Source organism: Polaromonas sp. P1_F1 (assembly GCF_056405795.1).
On record NZ_JBFUBJ010000009.1, the window covers coordinates 84,296 to 99,110 of the forward strand.

A 14,815-nucleotide genomic window follows, 5' to 3' on the forward strand; every position below is an offset into this window, starting at 1 on the left:
CATGTTTCTTCAGCGCCTGGATGCCTGGTTCCCCGTCCGTTACACCTTTATGGCCCTGTGCGGGCTTGCCGCGCTGCTGGGGCTGCTCGGCCTGATGGTTTTTGGCGTGGGGAAGCTGGCCCTGGTATCGCTGGTGGCCGGCGTGGTGCTGGTGTGCGTGGGCGTGCGCGATCTGCGGCAAACGCGCCATGCCGTGCTGCGCAACTACCCGGTCATCGGCCACATGCGTTTCCTGTTTGAGTACATCCGGCCCGAAATGCGCCAGTACTTCATCGAAAGCGACAGCGAGGCCACGCCGTTTTCCCGTGCCCAGCGCTCGCTGGTGTACCAGCGCGCCAAGGGCGAACCCGATAACCGGCCGTTCGGTACGCAGCTCGACGTTGGCGCGCAGGGTTATGAATGGGTCAACCATTCGATGTCGCCGACCAAACTGCCGTCGCATGACTTTCGTGTCTGGATAGGCGGCACGCCCGATCATCCTTCGCCCTCGGTGGAGCCCTGCACACAGCCTTACCACGCCAGCGTGTTCAACATCTCGGCGCTGAGCTTCGGATCGCTCTCGGCCAATGCCATCATGGCGCTGAACAAGGGCGCCAAACTCGGCGGCTTCGCGCACGATACGGGCGAGGGCTCGATCTCGCAGCACCACCGGCTGCATGGCGGTGACCTGATCTGGGAAATCGGCTCGGGTTACTTTGGTTGCCGCAACGAGGACGGCACGTTCAGCGAAGAGCGTTTCGCCGCCAACGCACGCGACCCACAGGTCAAGCTGATCGAGCTCAAGATGAGCCAGGGCGCCAAGCCCGGCCACGGCGGCATCCTGCCGGGGCCGAAGGTCACCGAGGAAATCTCGGCGGCGCGCGGTGTACCGCAGGGCAAGGATTGCATTTCGCCCTCCAGCCACAGTGCATTTTCCACGCCGGTCGAGATGATGCATTTCATCGCCAAACTGCGAAAGCTGTCGGGCGGCAAGCCGACCGGCTTCAAGTTCTGCATCGGACACCCGTGGGAATGGTTTGCGATTGTGAAAGCCATGCTGGAGACCGGCATCACGCCGGACTTCATCGTGGTGGACGGCGCCGAGGGCGGCACGGGCGCGGCGCCCGTCGAGTTCACCGACCACGTGGGCGCGCCGCTGCAGGAGGGCCTGCTGCTGGTGCACAACACGCTGATCGGTGTCAATCTGCGCAGCCGCGTTTCCATCGGTGCCGCCGGCAAGGTGGTGAGCGCGTTTGACATGGTGCGGCTGATGGCGCTGGGCGCCGACTGGTGCAATGCCGGGCGCGGTTTCATGATGGCGCTGGGCTGTATCCAGGCGCAAAGCTGCCACACCGGCAAATGCCCGACGGGCGTCACCACGCAAGACCCGGTGCGCCAGCAGGCACTGGTGGTGCCCGACAAGGCCGAACGCGTGCGCAATTTCCACCGCAGCACGCTGCATGCGCTGCAGGAGCTGGTGCAGGCCGCGGGCCTGTGCCACCCGCGCGAAGTCAACGCGCATCACATCGTGCGGCGCCTGACCGATACCGAGGTGCGGCTGCTGAGCAACCTCATCATGCAAGTCGAGCCCGGTGCGCTGCTGGGCTCGCTGGAAAAACAGAACACGGTGTTCAGCTACTACTGGCCGCTGGCCAGCGCGCACAGTTTTCGCGCCAATGGCGTGGGGCCGGGTGGGCACATGCCTGCGCAAGCCAACGGCATCCGTGTGCCGGTGACGGGTGATGCCGCGGCGGTATCGGGGGCAGTTCCCTCCGGCGCCTCCGCAGAGCGCGCTGCGGGTTAAACGCCTCTCACGGCATTCCGGGTCATGAACGGGTCGCTATTAATTAAATAGCTGCTTGCGCACGTACACCCTGGGTCAGGAGCCTTTTCTTCATTGAAAGCACATGCCGGTCCTTGCTGAGCAGCAAGGCCTTGCCGGTCACCGCCAGGTCGATGAACTTCTGGTCGTCGGGGTCGCTGCAAGTGACACCGGCCTTGGCTGCCACCTCCGTCAGGCGAGCATGCCGGTCAAAGGCGGCGAGCACGTCACCGGCGCTTAATTCGTAAAACGCCAGGCGGGGAATGATTTGCGGATAGGCCAGCACGCGCTCAAGTTCGTCGCGCATGGCCTGCGTGGCCAGCCAGTCGAGCTCGCCGGCCTCCAGCGCTTTTTTCAGTGGCTGCGCTGCCGCGTCATTGAAGACAAACACGTCGAGGACGATGTTGGTGTCCAGCACGACAGGCTGGCGCACTGAGGCCGTCACGCCGCCGGCTCGTTCGGTGGGGTGGGGGCGGCTGCGCCGGGCTTGCCGCGTGCGGAGCCCGCCACCATGTCAAAGCGGAACAGGCGGCATTCGATGGGACCGTTCCACATCGGCACGCGCCGCGATTCTTTCAGGCGCATCTTGCCGGGCAGTTTGAGGTCGGGTGTGAGCACGTGAGCGGTCCAGCCGGCGTAATTTTTCTTCCAGTGCGCGGCCAGTTGTGGAAAAAACTCCGTCGCTTCTTCGCCCCAGGCGTTTTGTGCCTGCTCGCGGCCGGGGTTCGCCGAGCGGTCGCGCGATGTCTCGAAGGCGGGTTCTTCACGTGTGTCACCCCGATCACCGCTGTCCCGGTTCAGCGGCTGGCCAAATTCGTCGATGGGCTGGTTGCGGTGGTCCTGCTGCACGCGTCCTTCGGCCTGTCCTTGCTGGCGGCGCTGGTCGCGCCCCTGCACGCCGGTGATGCCGGCCACACCTGCCACATCAATACGCTCGCCGTAAGGCGGATTCACCAGCATCACGCCCGAAGGCGCGGGCGGCATGCGCTGCAGGGCGTCGCCGCCGCGGAATTCCACCGCATTGGCCACACCGGCACGCTCGGCATTGCGTTCGGCAAAGTCGACCATGCGGAAAGACACGTCGCTGCCGAACACCGGCGCTGTAGGTTCGGTGATGGCGGCTTCGGCCTGGTCGAGCAGGCCGTCCCAGACATGGCCCTGGAAGGGCAGGTATTTCTGAAAGGCAAAACGGCGGTTGATGCCGGGCGCAATGTTGCAGGCGATTTGCGCGGCTTCAATCGCGATGGTGCCCGAGCCGCAGCAGGGGTCATAGAGCGGCACGCCTTCTTTACAGAGCTGATCCCATCCGCTGGCGGCAATCATGGCGGCGGCCAGGGTTTCCTTCAGCGGGGCATCACCCTTGTCTTCGCGCCAGCCGCGCTTGAAGAGCGGCTCGCCCGAGGTGTCGATGTAGACCGTGACGGTGTCCGTCGTCAGGTGCACGTAGACGCGCACGTCGGGCCAGCGCGTGTCGACGCTGGGCCGCACGTCGTCGAACTTGGCGCGAAAGCGGTCGGCGATCGCGTCCTTGATCTTCAGCGCCGCGAAGTTCAGGCTTTGCAGCGGGCTGTGCTGGGCCGTGATCTCGACCTTGAAGGTCTGCTTGGGCGTGAACCAGATTTCCCAGGCCACGTTGGCAGCTGCGTTGTAGAGGTCTTGTTCGCTGCGGTACTGGTTGTGCTGCAGCTCGATCAGCACGCGCTGCGCCAGCCGGCTGTGCAGGTTGAGCTGCAACGCGTCGCGCCACGAAGCCTGCAGCTGCACGCCGGCGCGCCAGGCTTTGCCGTCGATCCCGGTGACACGCTTGACCTCGGTGGCCAGCAGGGTTTCGACGCCTGCGGCGCACGGTAAAAAGAGTTGGAGTTGATTCATGACTGACTTTGAGGGGCGGGGCAGCGCGGCCTGATTGGGCGGCTAGAGTGATTTGCGCAGGTTGGCGGGCGCGATGCGGAGCGCCTCGCGGTACTTGGCCACGGTGCGGCGGGCGCATTCAATGCCCTGCTCCTTGAGCATTTCGGAAATCTGGTTGTCGCTGAGCGGCTTCTTGAGGCTTTCTGACGAGACAAATTGTTTGATGAGCGCGCGCACCGCTGTGCTGGAAGCATTGCCGCCGGTTTCGGTGCCGAGTGCGGAACCGAAGAAATACTTGAGCTCGAAAGTACCGAAAGGGGTGCCCATGTACTTGGCCGTGGTCACGCGGGAGATGGTGGACTCATGCAGGCCCAGTTCATCGGCGATTTCGCGCAGCACCAGCGGCCGCATGGCGAGTTCGCCGTGCGTGAAGAAGTTTTTCTGCCGTTCCACAATCGCGCTGCTTACGCGCAGGATGGTGTCAAAGCGCTGCTGGATGTTCTTGATGAACCAGCGGGCCTCCTGCAGGCGCTGCTGCAGCGCCTGGCCGCCCTGGCCTTTGTGCTGCTTGAGGGCATTGGCATAAATGTCGTGCACGCGAAGGCGCGGCATGACGTCGCCATTGAGCGAAACCTTGAAGCCCCGGCCCGATTTGATGACGATGACGTCGGGCACGATCAGGTTGCGCTCCACGTTCACAAAGCGGCGCCCGGGCTTGGGGTCGAGCCGGCCAATCACCGTGATGGCGCCCTTGATGGCGGCTTCGGTGAACCCACACAGGTGCGACAGGCGCTTGACATCGCGCTTGGCCAGCAGCTCCATGGGCTGCTTGCACATGGCAATGGCTGCGCGGGTTTCTTCGCAGTCCTTGCAGTCCAGCAGTTGCAGGCTCAGGCATTCCGCCAGGTTGCGCGCACCGACACCGGCAGGCTCCATGTGGTGCAGCAGCTTGAGCGCCATCGCAAAACGCTGCTCCAGCTCTTCCGCCTGCGCCATGTCATCTCTTGCAAGACCGGCCGCGAGCGACGCCAGGCTGTCTTCAAGGTAGCCGTCGTCGTTGAGCGATTCAATGAGGAAGTGCAGCGCGGCGCGATCTTCCTCCGACAGGCGCAAGCTCAGCGATTGCCGGTGCAGGTGGTCCTGCAGCGACTCATGGCTGCCCGTGAGGTCGGAGGCCTCGGCTTCGCTCTCTTCATTGTTGTTCTTGCGCGCCGGTGCGTCGCTTCCCCACTCGCTGTCGTCGGGCGTGGTTTCTACCGTGCCATCGCCTTCCCAGCTTTCCTCGAGCTTGGGCTCCGCACTGACTTCTGCGTCATTCGGGGCTGTAGCGCCAGTCTCGTCTGCGCCGCCAGCTATCGAATCCGTAGCAGATTCAAACTCGCGGCTGTCCTGGCTTACCGGCGTGTTGATGTGCTCCAGCCCAAACTCTTCGCGCACCGCCGTCTCTTCCGACACTTCCAGAAACGGGTTTTCGTCGAGCATCTGCTCGACCTCCTGGCTCAACTCAAGCGTCGACAGCTGCAACAGCCGGATCGACTGCTGCAGCTGGGGCGTCAGCGCAAGATGCTGCGAGACGCGGAGTGACAGGCCTTGTTTCACTGGATTTTCAAATGTGCGGAAAGATAAAACGACATGTCTTCGGCCAGCAGGGGCCGCGGAACTGGCTTCGCCAGGCCGCAGGCGCCGTCCCCAGAGGGGGAGAGGGAGCTACACGAAGTGAGCGACAACAGGGGGGAACCATCTTCACATCTTGAAGTGTTCGCCGAGATAGACTCTTCGTACATCGGCGTTGTTCACGATCTCGGACGGTGTGCCTTGCGCCAGCACATGGCCGTCGCTGATGATGTAGGCGTGGTCGCAAATGCCCAGTGTTTCACGCACGTTGTGGTCGGTGATCAGCACGCCGATGCCGCGCGATTTGAGGAAACCGATGATGCGCTGGATTTCGATCACGGCAATGGGGTCGATACCGGCAAAGGGCTCATCCAGCAGGATGAAGCGCGGCTGGGTTGCCAGCGCCCGCGCGATTTCGACCCGGCGGCGCTCGCCGCCCGAGAGCGCCGGTGCCGGTGAGTTGCGCAAATGATCTACCCGCAAATCCTGCAGCAGCGCGTCGAGCCGCGACTCGATGTCTGCGCGCCCCAGCGGCTTTCCGGTTTTGTCGAGCTGCAGCTCCAGCACGGCACGCACGTTTTCTTCGACCGTGAGCTTGCGGAAAATCGACGCTTCCTGCGGCAGGTAGCTCAGGCCCAGGCGGGCACGCAGGTGAATCGGCATGTGCTCGACCGACTCGCCGTCGATGGAAATTTCGCCTGCATCGGCGCGCACCAGGCCCACGATCATGTAGAACGAGGTCGTTTTGCCCGCGCCGTTGGGGCCCAGCRGGCCCACGACTTCGCCTTTTTGCACGGACAGCGAAACGTCCTGCACCACCTTGCGGCTGCCGTACGATTTTTGCAGACCTTGCGCAACAAGGCGGCTGGGGGTCAGGGCAGGAGCGGCCGGGGCCGCTGAAGTGTCAGTCACCACATCCATCTGTGCAGGTCTTTCTAGTTCTTTTCATTGCCCAGCGTCGTGCTGGGGCGCAGAACCGGGGCGGGGCCTGCGGGCGGCGCCGCGACGGGGGCCGAGGCTGTCGCGCGGGGTGACAGCATGGCGCGAACCCGTCCTGTGGGGTTGCTGGCCGTACGATTTTGCGCGCCCCCATCCACGGTGAAGACGTCGGTGTTGTTGTCGTAAACAATCAGGCTGCCGGTGGTTTCGTCCACCAGGGTGGCGCCGTTGTAGCGGCGCACCACCGCCCGCTTGATGAACTTCACCAGGTCTGCACGGCTGTCATATTCAATGCGTTCGCCTTCGCCTTCGATGTATTCGTCTACGCCGTCACGCTTTTTCCGGTAAAACGCCAGCTTGCCGGGCGCCGCGATGGACACCGCCTGCTGGTAGCCTTCGGGATCCTGCATGACGTCAACGCGCTCGCCGCGCACGATGGTCGTGCCCTTGGTGATCACCACATTGCCGGTAAAAACACTGGTTTGCTTCAGGTCGTCATAACGCAGGGCATCTGCCTCCGCGTTCATGGGCTTGTCCCGGTCGGCTTTTTCGGCGCTGGCCGGGAAAGCCACCCCCAGCACCAGAATGACCGGCAGGATGAAAGAAAAAATGGGGTGTTTCATAAGGCACGAATCTTGCTGCTTGGTGTTGGGCCATTGTAGCCATGCCAGCTCCGGGAATGGCTTGCACGGGGAATATTAGGGGCATAAAAAAACCCGCCGGAAATCGGGCGGGTTTTGTGAGCCAGTGTTTGGCGCGGCGCACGGCCGCAGGCGCTTTCTTTATTTGGCCTTGCGGGATTGGGCGATCAGGTGATCTGTGACCTGCAGCGCGCGGGTCATGGTTTGGGTCTGGTCCGACGAGGTGTAATAACGCCCCGCGATACCCAGCGACGGCACGCCGGCCACTTTGTAGCTATCCTGCAGCTGTGTGGCCTTGCGCGCCTTGGAGGCGACCGAAAAGGAGTTGTAGAACTCAACGAATTTGGCCTTGTTGAGGCCCTGCTTTTCAGCCCATGCAGCTATCAATTCGGGCGTGTTGAGCGGTTGTTTTTCCACGTGGATCGTAGCAAACACCTTCTTGTGAAGTTCCTCAATTTTGCCCATGGCCTCAAGCACGTAATACAGGCGCTGCTGAGGTTCGAAATCGGGGCGGAAGGACACTGGAACACGCCGCACGGACACGTCCTTGGGGATCTGCTTCATCCAGGCTTCGAATTGCGGCTCGAAGGCGTTGCAATGGGGGCAGTTGTACCAGAAGAATTCCACCACCTCGACCCGGCCGGCGGCGGTCTCGGTCGGCGCTGGCTTGTCCAGCGTCAGGTAATCCTCGCCGTCCTTGAAGGCCTTGGCCTGGGCTTGCGCCAGGGTGGGCAGGGCGGCGACGCCGCCCAGGGCGGCTGCTGCCGAGGCGGCTGAAAACGAAAACTCACGGCGTTGCATCAGATTTTTCTCCTGGAATGACAGAAATAGCCCGGAAACCGCCCCTCTGGCGGATGCCTCGTGGCGCGGGGTATAGGGGTTTGTACACCAGCCTCGTGAAAAGTTCAGCCTATCGTTGGACGAGGGCTTCAGCGCTGGACCCGGACCAGCGCGGTTTCAATGGAATTGTTGTCCAGGCGCTCCTTGGCCTTGTCGGCATCTTCCTTCTTGTCGAAAGGGCCAAGGCGCACGCGGTACACGGTGCGGCCCGCCTGCTCGCGTTCCGACACTTTGGCCTGCATGCCCAGCAGCAACAGCTTGGCGCGTTGCTGTTCCGCATCTTCCGGCGTGCGAAAGGCACCGGCCTGAATGAAATAGCTGAAGGGATCCGCTCCCGGACCGGACGACAGGCCTTCGACCTTTGCTTTTGCCAGATCGCCCAGCGGATCGGCAGGTGCCGGCTTGGCCACCTTGGCCGGCGCCGAAGCGGCGGCCCTGGGGGCGGGCCCGGCGGAGGGGTCGGGTACCGGAACACCAGGCACTTCAACCGCTGCCGGAGGCGGCGGCTTGGGTTGGTTCTTGCCGGCCAGCGGGGCGTTCGGGTTCCAGTCCTTGTTTTTCTTGGCTTCAACAGCGTCGCTGTCGGGGTTGCGTGCCTGGCTCTTGTTCATGAAAGGAACCGGCACCTTGGTGATGTAAACCGCCACCGCCAGCGCCGCGCCCAGGCCGATCAGCGCGCCAATGATCAACCCCAGCAGGGTTCCGCCTCGTTGTGTATTCATACCTTGCCCACGTTCATTGCCTTGTCCTGAAATTCGCATGGTTTTCGCTACTGGTTACATCTTGCGCGGGGCGCTCACGCCCAGCACTGCGAGGCCATTGTGCAACACCTGCGCAGTCGCGGCGACCAGCGCCAGGCGTGCCTGCTTGACGGCCTCGTCGTCTACCAGGATGCGCTCGGCATCGTAATAGCTGTGATAGCTCGCCGCCAGCTCGCGCAGGTAAAAAGCTACATCGTGCGGTGCCAGGCCGGCGGCCGCATTGGCAAGCATGTCAGGGTACTTGGCGAGCAGCAGCATGAGTGCCTGGGCCTGCGGGCTGTCGAGTGCCGACAGGTCCACGGATTTCAGCTTCGCTTCGTCGCCGCCCTGGCCGGCCCAGATGGTGAGGATGGAGCAGATGCGCGCGTGCGCCATCTGCACGTAATACACCGGATTGTCATTGCTCTGTGCCAGCGCCAGGTCAATATCGAACAGGAACTCCGTGTCCGGCTTGCGACTGAGCAAAAAGAAGCGCACGGCGTCCGCGCTGGTCCATTCGATCAGGTCGCGCAGGGTGACGTAGCTGCCGGCGCGCTTGGAAATTTTGACCTCTTCGCCGTTGCGCACCACGCGCACCATGGTGTGCAGGACGTAATCGGGGTAGCCCTGGGGAATGCCTTCGCCGGCGGCCTGCAGCCCGGCGCGCACGCGGGCAATGGTGCCGTGGTGGTCCATGCCCTGGATGTTGATGGCCTTGCTAAAGCCGCGCTCCCACTTGGCCAGGTGGTAGGCCACGTCCGGCACAAAGTAGGTGTAGCTGCCGTCGCTCTTTTTCATCACGCGGTCTTTGTCGTCGCCGTAGTCGGTCGACTTCAGCCACAGCGCGCCGTCCTGCTCGTAGGTCTTGCCGGCGTCTTTCAGTCTGGCCACGGCGCTATCGACACGGCCCGAGCTGTACAGGCTGGACTCAAGGTAGTAGTTGTCGAACCTGACCGAGAAAGCCTTGAGATCCAGGTCCTGCTCGTGGCGCAGGTAGGCCACGGCGAACTGGCGGATCGAATCGATGTCGTCGACATCGCCCGAGGCGGTGTATTCGCGGTCGTCCGACTTGACGGTCTTTTTGGCCAGAAAGTCGGCCGCGATGTCGGCGATGTAATCGCCGTTGTAGGCCGATTCGGGCCATCCGGCGTCGCCGGGCTTGATGCCTTTGGCGCGCGCCTGCGTGCTGGTGGCCAGGGTCTGGATCTGCACGCCCGCGTCGTTGTAATAGAACTCGCGCCAGACCTTGGCGCCTTGCGTGGCAAAAAGGTTGCAGATGGCATCGCCCAGCGCGGCCTGCCGGCCGTGGCCCACATGCAGAGGGCCAGTCGGGTTGGCCGAGACGAACTCGACGATCATTTTGCGTGCCGGGTCGGCCGGCTGCACGCCGAACTGCGCGCCGGCGGCCAGCACTTCGCGCACGGTCTCCTGCTTGGCGGCGGGCTTGAGGCGGATGTTGATGAAACCGGGGCCGGCGATTTCGATAGCGTCTACCCAGCGCTCGAAGGCCGGAGCCTTCAGCAAAATGGCACGCAAGTTTTCCGCCACCTGGCGCGGGTTGAGCTTGAGCGGCTTGGCCAGCTGCATGGCGGCCGTGCAGGCGAAATCGCCATGGGTCGCCACCTTGGGGGATTCAAAGGCAGCTTTGTCGCCTGCGCCGGGGGAAAGTTCTTCCAGCCCCGCAGCCAGGGCCGCGAGCAGGTCTTTTTTAATCGAGAGCATGGTCTGATTTTACGGTTAAGCCATGCGCCGTCCGGGGCCGGTAAATGCCCGGTCATCGAATTTGCCCGGCGCGGCGTTATGTGTTGGAATTCCAGCCGGAACTCAAACCTGATTCCCCAACCCAATGGAGCCACCATGAAAAAGCCGTTATCCCTGATCGCCGCCGTTTTTGCCGTCTCGATGGCCTTGTCTCCGGTGGCGCACGCCGCGGACGCTCCAGCCAAAACCGCACAGCAAACCAAAATGGGTACCTGCAACAAGGACGCTGAAGGCAAGAAGGGCGACGAACGCAAGGCATTCATGAAAGAGTGCCTGAGCGCCAAGAAAGAAGCACCAACGCAGCAAACCAAAATGAAAACCTGCAACGTCGACGCCAAGGGCAAAAAAGGCGACGAACGCAAAGCCTTCATGAAAGAGTGCCTCAGCAAGTAAGCCGGCCGCATCAAACAGAACCAGCCCGCCATGGATGTTATGGCGGGCTTTTTTTGTGTCAGTGATTTCTTGATGAGTGCTATTAATTTGATAGCTGCTTGCGCCCATCTGCAAAGCGCAAGCGGCACTTTTTGCTTACAAATACACCGTCACATCTGTAGCAACTCCCCTTGCGCCGCCTGCTTGACCGCCTGTGTCAATCGTTGCGCCGCAACGGATTCACGTGCCCAGTGCTGCCAGTACAGCCGCACGTCGACCGTGCTGTCCGGCAGCACTTCCTGCAGCGGCGGCTTGCGGGTGCGCGCGGCCAGCAACAGGTCGGGCACCATGCCCCAGCCCATGCCAAGCTCCAGCGCAAGCTCGAACGCATCCACCGCCGGCACAAAGTGGCGCGGGTACAGCGCGTCGCGCAGCCCGAAATGCTGTTCAAGAAAAGTATCCTGCAGCGCGTCCTTGCGGTTGAAGATCACGGCAGGGCTGGCCAGCAGGCGATGGGCCAGCCGGTTCGGTGCGGCCTTGCCGCCCGCCGCGGGCTCGTTCCACTGTGCCACCAGTGCGGGCGAGGCCATGCAGCGGTAACGCATCACGCCCAGCGGTTCAGCCACGCAGCCCCGCATAGCCTGCGCCAATGCAGTAACGCAGCCCGTGACATCTCCGCTTTTCAGGGCTTCGTGGGTGTGATCCTGATCGTCCACCACGACATCGAGCAGCAGGCCGTGAGTGTGCAGGGCTGTGGCCACGCCCGGCAAGAACCACGTGCTCAGGGAGTCGGCGTTCACCGCCACACTCAGGCTTTGCAGGCGCGCGGGCTTTCCCCCGCCCTGCAGCCCGGCCAGCAGGTCGCCTTCCATGAGGCGAACCTGCCGGGTGTGCCCGAGCAAAGCCTGACCGGCCGACGTGGCGCGTACCTGTTTGCCGCGCACCAGCAGCCGCTGCCCCAGTGCGTTTTCTAGTGACTTGATGCGCAGGGACACGGCAGCCAGCGTCAGGCTCAGGGCCTTGGCGGCTTCGCCGAAACTGCCGTGCTCAATCACGGCGGCCAATGCTTCAAGTTGTCGGGCATCGAGCATGTTGTTAGGCACCTACTAAATTAATTAATAATTGACTAAAGCTAGTTTTAGTTAATTCTATTTAACTATTATGAGCCCTGGCACACACTTGCGGCCATGAACCCGCTCACCGCCCCCGCCTTCCTGACCGGCATGGTCCTCAGCCTCTCGCTCATCATGGCCATAGGCCCGCAGAACGCCCACGTGATCCGCATGGGCCTGCTGCGCCAGCATCTCTGGCTCACCGTCGCCGTCTGTGTGCTGACCGATGTGGCCCTGATCGCCGCAGGCGTTGCCGGTCTCGCGCAACTGGGCGGTCTTTCCGACAAGCTGCTGGGCGCCATGACCGGCGCGGGCGCGCTGGTGCTGCTGGTGTATGGCGCCCAGGCCATGCGGCGCTTTCTGCAGCCTGCGCACGCGTCTGCCCGGAACCCCGATATGGCCGGCGCAGAGGCCATGCCGCGCCGCAAGGCCATCGGGCTGGCACTGGCGCTGTCATGGCTCAACCCCCATGCCTGGCTGGACACAGCCGTGGTCATCGGCACCGCATCACTGGCTTACGCCCGGCCGGACAACGCCGTGTTCGGCCTGGGCGCCATCACGGGTTCATTGCTGTGGTTTACCGGCCTGGGGGTGGCGCTGTGGTGCGTGGGGCGCAGGCTCAACACGCCGGCCATATGGCGCGCCATGGACCTGCTGGTGGCGCTGATGATGTGGGGCACCGCCTTCTGGCTGGTGCACGGCCTGTTTTCAGCCTGACGCCGGCTGCAGCACTGGCGTGCGCCTAACCAAAGCCACGGGCCAGAAAGACGGCAGCCAGCGGAATGAACGGCAGGATGTGCGCCTGCACCATCACCAGCCGCCGCGCTTGTTTGACTTCCAGCGAATCGGGCAGGGCACCGTTGGCGCGCAACTCCCGGCGCCAGCGCGAAAACATCATGGTGGGTTTGATGGAAATCAGCCCGATCACCAGGAACATGACGAGCTTGACGTACAGCAAGGGGTTATGGGCGTACCAGGCCGCGCCCTTGCTGCCCAGAAACACGCGCGCCAGGCCGGTCAGGAACACCGCGCCGGCCGAGATGCCGTAGACCATGTCGATCTTGCCGAGCCTCTCGATCACGGCGGCGTTCAGCCACTCGGTGCGGCACAGCGCCGCCTCGCTCGCCAGAAAAACCACCATGGTGAGAATCGCCAGCAGGTGGGCATAGGCCAAAAGAGATTCGAGAACCATCGTCGGGATCCTTTCCAGTCAGGGTTTTGTGGTGGTGGCGGCTGGCGACGAGCACCAGAACTCCGGTTGGCTGTAATGGTGTTTCAGAAAATCCAGCCAAAGGCGAACCCGCAGGGGCAAGTGTTTGCGTTGCGGAAATACGGCGTAAATACCGTTGGGCGGCGCGGCAAAATCCTCCAGCACCGCCACCAGCTGGCCGGCGGCAATTTCCGCCTCGACCTCCCAGGTGCTGCGCCAGGCAATGCCGTACCCTCCCAGGCACCAGTCATGCAGGACCTGGCCGTCCGAGCAGTCGAGCGGCCCGCCCGGCTTGAGATGGATCAATTCGTCCTGGACCCGGAACGCCCAGCCCCGCGTTTGCGAGGCGTCGCTGGACAGCGTCAGGCAGTCAAATTTCGCCAGCTCGCTGGGGTGCTGGGGCGTGCCGTGGCGGGCCAGGTAGACCGGCGTGGCCACGCACAGCCGGCGGTTGTCAGCCATGCGCACACTCACCAGCGAAGAGTCCGGCATGTCGCCGACGCGCACTGCGCAGTCAAAACCCTCGCCGGCCAGGTCAACCACCCGGTCGCTCAGGTTCAGCGAGATCGTGACATCGGCATGCACTTCGCGAAAGCGCGTCACCAGGGGCGCCACATGGCGGCGGCCAAAGCCGGCCGGCGCGGTGATGCGCAGATGCCCGCTGGCCTTGACGCCGCCGGCCGATACGCTGGCTTCGGCGTTGGCAAAATCAATCAGCAGACGCTGGCAGTCTTCAAGAAAGGCGCTGCCTTCGTGTGTGAGCGTGATGCGCCGGGTGGTACGCACCAGCAACTTGACGCCCAGGCGGCCTTCCAGTGCATCAAGCCGCCGACCCATGATGGCCGGCGCCACGCCTTCGGCGTTCGCGGCGGCAGTCAGGCTGCCGCGCGTCGCAACCGACACGAACGATTCAAGCTGCTTGAGTTTGTCCATGCTGGATTATGTCTATGAACGTCTGAAATCAGACGTTTTTAGCATTGATTCCAGCACTTCCCACCCAGGAAGCACGGTGCGTGCGTCCTCTTACACTTTTTTAATAACTCAGCCGTGCCACCGACCGCAAGACGTCCGGTGTGGTGGTCGGCAGGCCAAAAAATTCCAGGTAGGCCGGGATCTGCTCGAACAGCATGTCCGAACCCACCTGCACGGTGCAACCTCGCGCCTTGGCCGCCGCCAGAAACGCGGTCATTTCCGACTTCATGACCACTTCGCCCACAAAACTGCTGGCTGCGATACGTGAAACGTCCATGGGCAAGGGATCGCCTTCATTCATGCCCATGGGCGTGGCATTGACCACCAGGTCGTAACCCGCCGGGTCGCTGGAGCCAGTGGAAAGTTCCAGTGCCGTGTAGTGCTGGCGTAGCCGCCCTGCCAGGGCCTGCGCAGAGTCCGCATTGACGTCGCACAGCCCCAGCGCGCGCGCGCCGGCCTTGGCCAGGGAAGCCGCGATTGCCGAGCCCACGCCGCCGCTGCCGACGACCAGGGCACGTTTGCCGCGCGGATCAAAGCCCTTGCGCTGCACACCGCGCACAAAGCCCTCCCCATCGAACATGTCGCCCACGAGCTTGCCGTTCGCGTCGCGCTTGACGGCATTGCAGGCGCCGGCGATGCGTACCGTGGGTGTGGCTTCGTCCAGCAAATCGACTGTCGTGACCTTGTGCGGCATGGTGATCAGCGCGCCGCGGAAATTCTCCAGGCAAGATACCGACCGCAGAAAGGCCGGGTAGTCTTCGGCCTTGCAACCCATGGGCACGACCACCGCGTTCACTCCCGCCTGTTCAAAGTAGGGGTTGTAGATCATCGGCGCCTTGAAGGAATGCGTCGGGTAGCCGATGTGGGCGATGAGTTCGGTATGGCCGTTGATCATGGAGATTCCAGAAATTTGCAGTTAAAACCGCTGTTGAAAATAACGCCGAATAATCAGTGCTGACGGT

General features: G+C 63.0%; 15 protein-coding genes. 3 read left to right on the forward strand and 12 right to left on the reverse strand.

Annotated elements, in window-relative coordinates:
• Position 1: 1 nt before the first annotated feature.
• Positions 2-1,783 carry an FMN-binding glutamate synthase family protein gene (locus tag AC1DZE_RS20295; protein ID WP_477672520.1) on the forward strand — a complete coding sequence of 594 codons (1,782 nt, stop codon included), beginning with the start codon at positions 2-4 and terminating at the stop codon, positions 1,781-1,783.
• A 43-nt stretch (positions 1,784-1,826) separates the two neighbouring features.
• Here AC1DZE_RS20295 and AC1DZE_RS20300 read toward each other — a convergent pair whose 3' ends face one another.
• The 8 genes from AC1DZE_RS20300 to argS all read right to left on the reverse strand — a co-directional run bounded on the left by AC1DZE_RS20300 (position 1,827) and on the right by argS (position 10,148).
• Positions 1,827-2,246, reverse strand: a complete 420-nt coding sequence (locus AC1DZE_RS20300) for a putative toxin-antitoxin system toxin component, PIN family (protein ID WP_477672521.1) — start codon at positions 2,244-2,246, stop codon at positions 1,827-1,829.
• Positions 2,243-3,673, reverse strand: coding sequence for a THUMP domain-containing class I SAM-dependent RNA methyltransferase (locus AC1DZE_RS20305; RefSeq protein ID WP_477670657.1), 1,431 nt, complete (start codon positions 3,671-3,673; stop codon positions 2,243-2,245). Before AC1DZE_RS20305 ends, AC1DZE_RS20300 begins: the two co-directional genes overlap by 4 nt.
• 42 nt (positions 3,674-3,715) lie before the next feature.
• Positions 3,716-5,251 (reverse strand): RNA polymerase factor sigma-54, encoded by a 1,536-nt coding sequence (locus AC1DZE_RS20310; RefSeq protein WP_477670658.1) that lies wholly within the window; start codon positions 5,249-5,251, stop codon positions 3,716-3,718.
• A gap of 144 nt (positions 5,252-5,395) precedes the next feature.
• A complete protein-coding gene (gene lptB / locus AC1DZE_RS20315; protein ID WP_477700480.1) occupies positions 5,396-6,187 on the reverse strand; it encodes an LPS export ABC transporter ATP-binding protein in 792 nt (263 codons plus the stop codon).
• A 14-nt stretch (positions 6,188-6,201) separates the two neighbouring features.
• On the reverse strand, positions 6,202-6,828 hold the full coding sequence (lptA, locus tag AC1DZE_RS20320) for a lipopolysaccharide transport periplasmic protein LptA (RefSeq protein WP_477670659.1): 627 nt from the start codon (positions 6,826-6,828) through the stop codon (positions 6,202-6,204).
• Positions 6,829-6,987: 159 nt separating this feature from the next.
• Positions 6,988-7,647, reverse strand: coding sequence for a thiol:disulfide interchange protein DsbA/DsbL (locus AC1DZE_RS20325; RefSeq protein ID WP_477670660.1), 660 nt, complete (start codon positions 7,645-7,647; stop codon positions 6,988-6,990).
• A gap of 128 nt (positions 7,648-7,775) precedes the next feature.
• Positions 7,776-8,408 (reverse strand): SPOR domain-containing protein, encoded by a 633-nt coding sequence (locus AC1DZE_RS20330; RefSeq protein WP_477672935.1) that lies wholly within the window; start codon positions 8,406-8,408, stop codon positions 7,776-7,778.
• A gap of 54 nt (positions 8,409-8,462) precedes the next feature.
• Positions 8,463-10,148, reverse strand: coding sequence for an arginine--tRNA ligase (gene argS, locus AC1DZE_RS20335; protein WP_477700481.1), 1,686 nt, complete (start codon positions 10,146-10,148; stop codon positions 8,463-8,465).
• A gap of 135 nt (positions 10,149-10,283) precedes the next feature.
• Here argS and AC1DZE_RS20340 point away from each other — a divergent pair, with 135 nt between their 5' ends.
• Complete coding sequence (locus tag AC1DZE_RS20340; protein WP_477672937.1) at positions 10,284-10,580, forward strand: PsiF family protein; 297 nt, start codon at positions 10,284-10,286, stop codon at positions 10,578-10,580.
• 149 nt (positions 10,581-10,729) lie between these two features.
• Here AC1DZE_RS20340 and AC1DZE_RS20345 read toward each other — a convergent pair whose 3' ends face one another.
• On the reverse strand, positions 10,730-11,650 hold the full coding sequence (locus tag AC1DZE_RS20345) for an HTH-type transcriptional regulator ArgP (RefSeq protein ID WP_477672938.1): 921 nt from the start codon (positions 11,648-11,650) through the stop codon (positions 10,730-10,732).
• A 96-nt stretch (positions 11,651-11,746) separates the two neighbouring features.
• On the opposite strand from AC1DZE_RS20345, the gene AC1DZE_RS20350 reads away from it, so the two are divergent.
• Complete coding sequence (locus AC1DZE_RS20350; RefSeq protein ID WP_477687475.1) at positions 11,747-12,388, forward strand: LysE/ArgO family amino acid transporter; 642 nt, start codon at positions 11,747-11,749, stop codon at positions 12,386-12,388.
• A gap of 25 nt (positions 12,389-12,413) precedes the next feature.
• Here the strand turns inward: AC1DZE_RS20350 and AC1DZE_RS20355 are convergent, their stop codons facing one another.
• From AC1DZE_RS20355 to AC1DZE_RS20365, 3 genes are all read right to left on the reverse strand, one after another.
• The gene (locus AC1DZE_RS20355; RefSeq protein WP_477672940.1) at positions 12,414-12,863 is read right to left on the reverse strand and encodes a DUF2214 family protein; all 450 of its coding nucleotides are present in this window, start codon (positions 12,861-12,863) and stop codon (positions 12,414-12,416) included.
• A gap of 18 nt (positions 12,864-12,881) precedes the next feature.
• Positions 12,882-13,814, reverse strand: coding sequence for a LysR family transcriptional regulator (locus AC1DZE_RS20360; protein ID WP_457282367.1), 933 nt, complete (start codon positions 13,812-13,814; stop codon positions 12,882-12,884).
• Between the two features lie 100 nt (positions 13,815-13,914).
• Positions 13,915-14,748, reverse strand: coding sequence for a shikimate dehydrogenase family protein (locus tag AC1DZE_RS20365; RefSeq protein ID WP_477700482.1), 834 nt, complete (start codon positions 14,746-14,748; stop codon positions 13,915-13,917).
• Between the last annotated feature and the right edge of the window lie 67 nt (positions 14,749-14,815).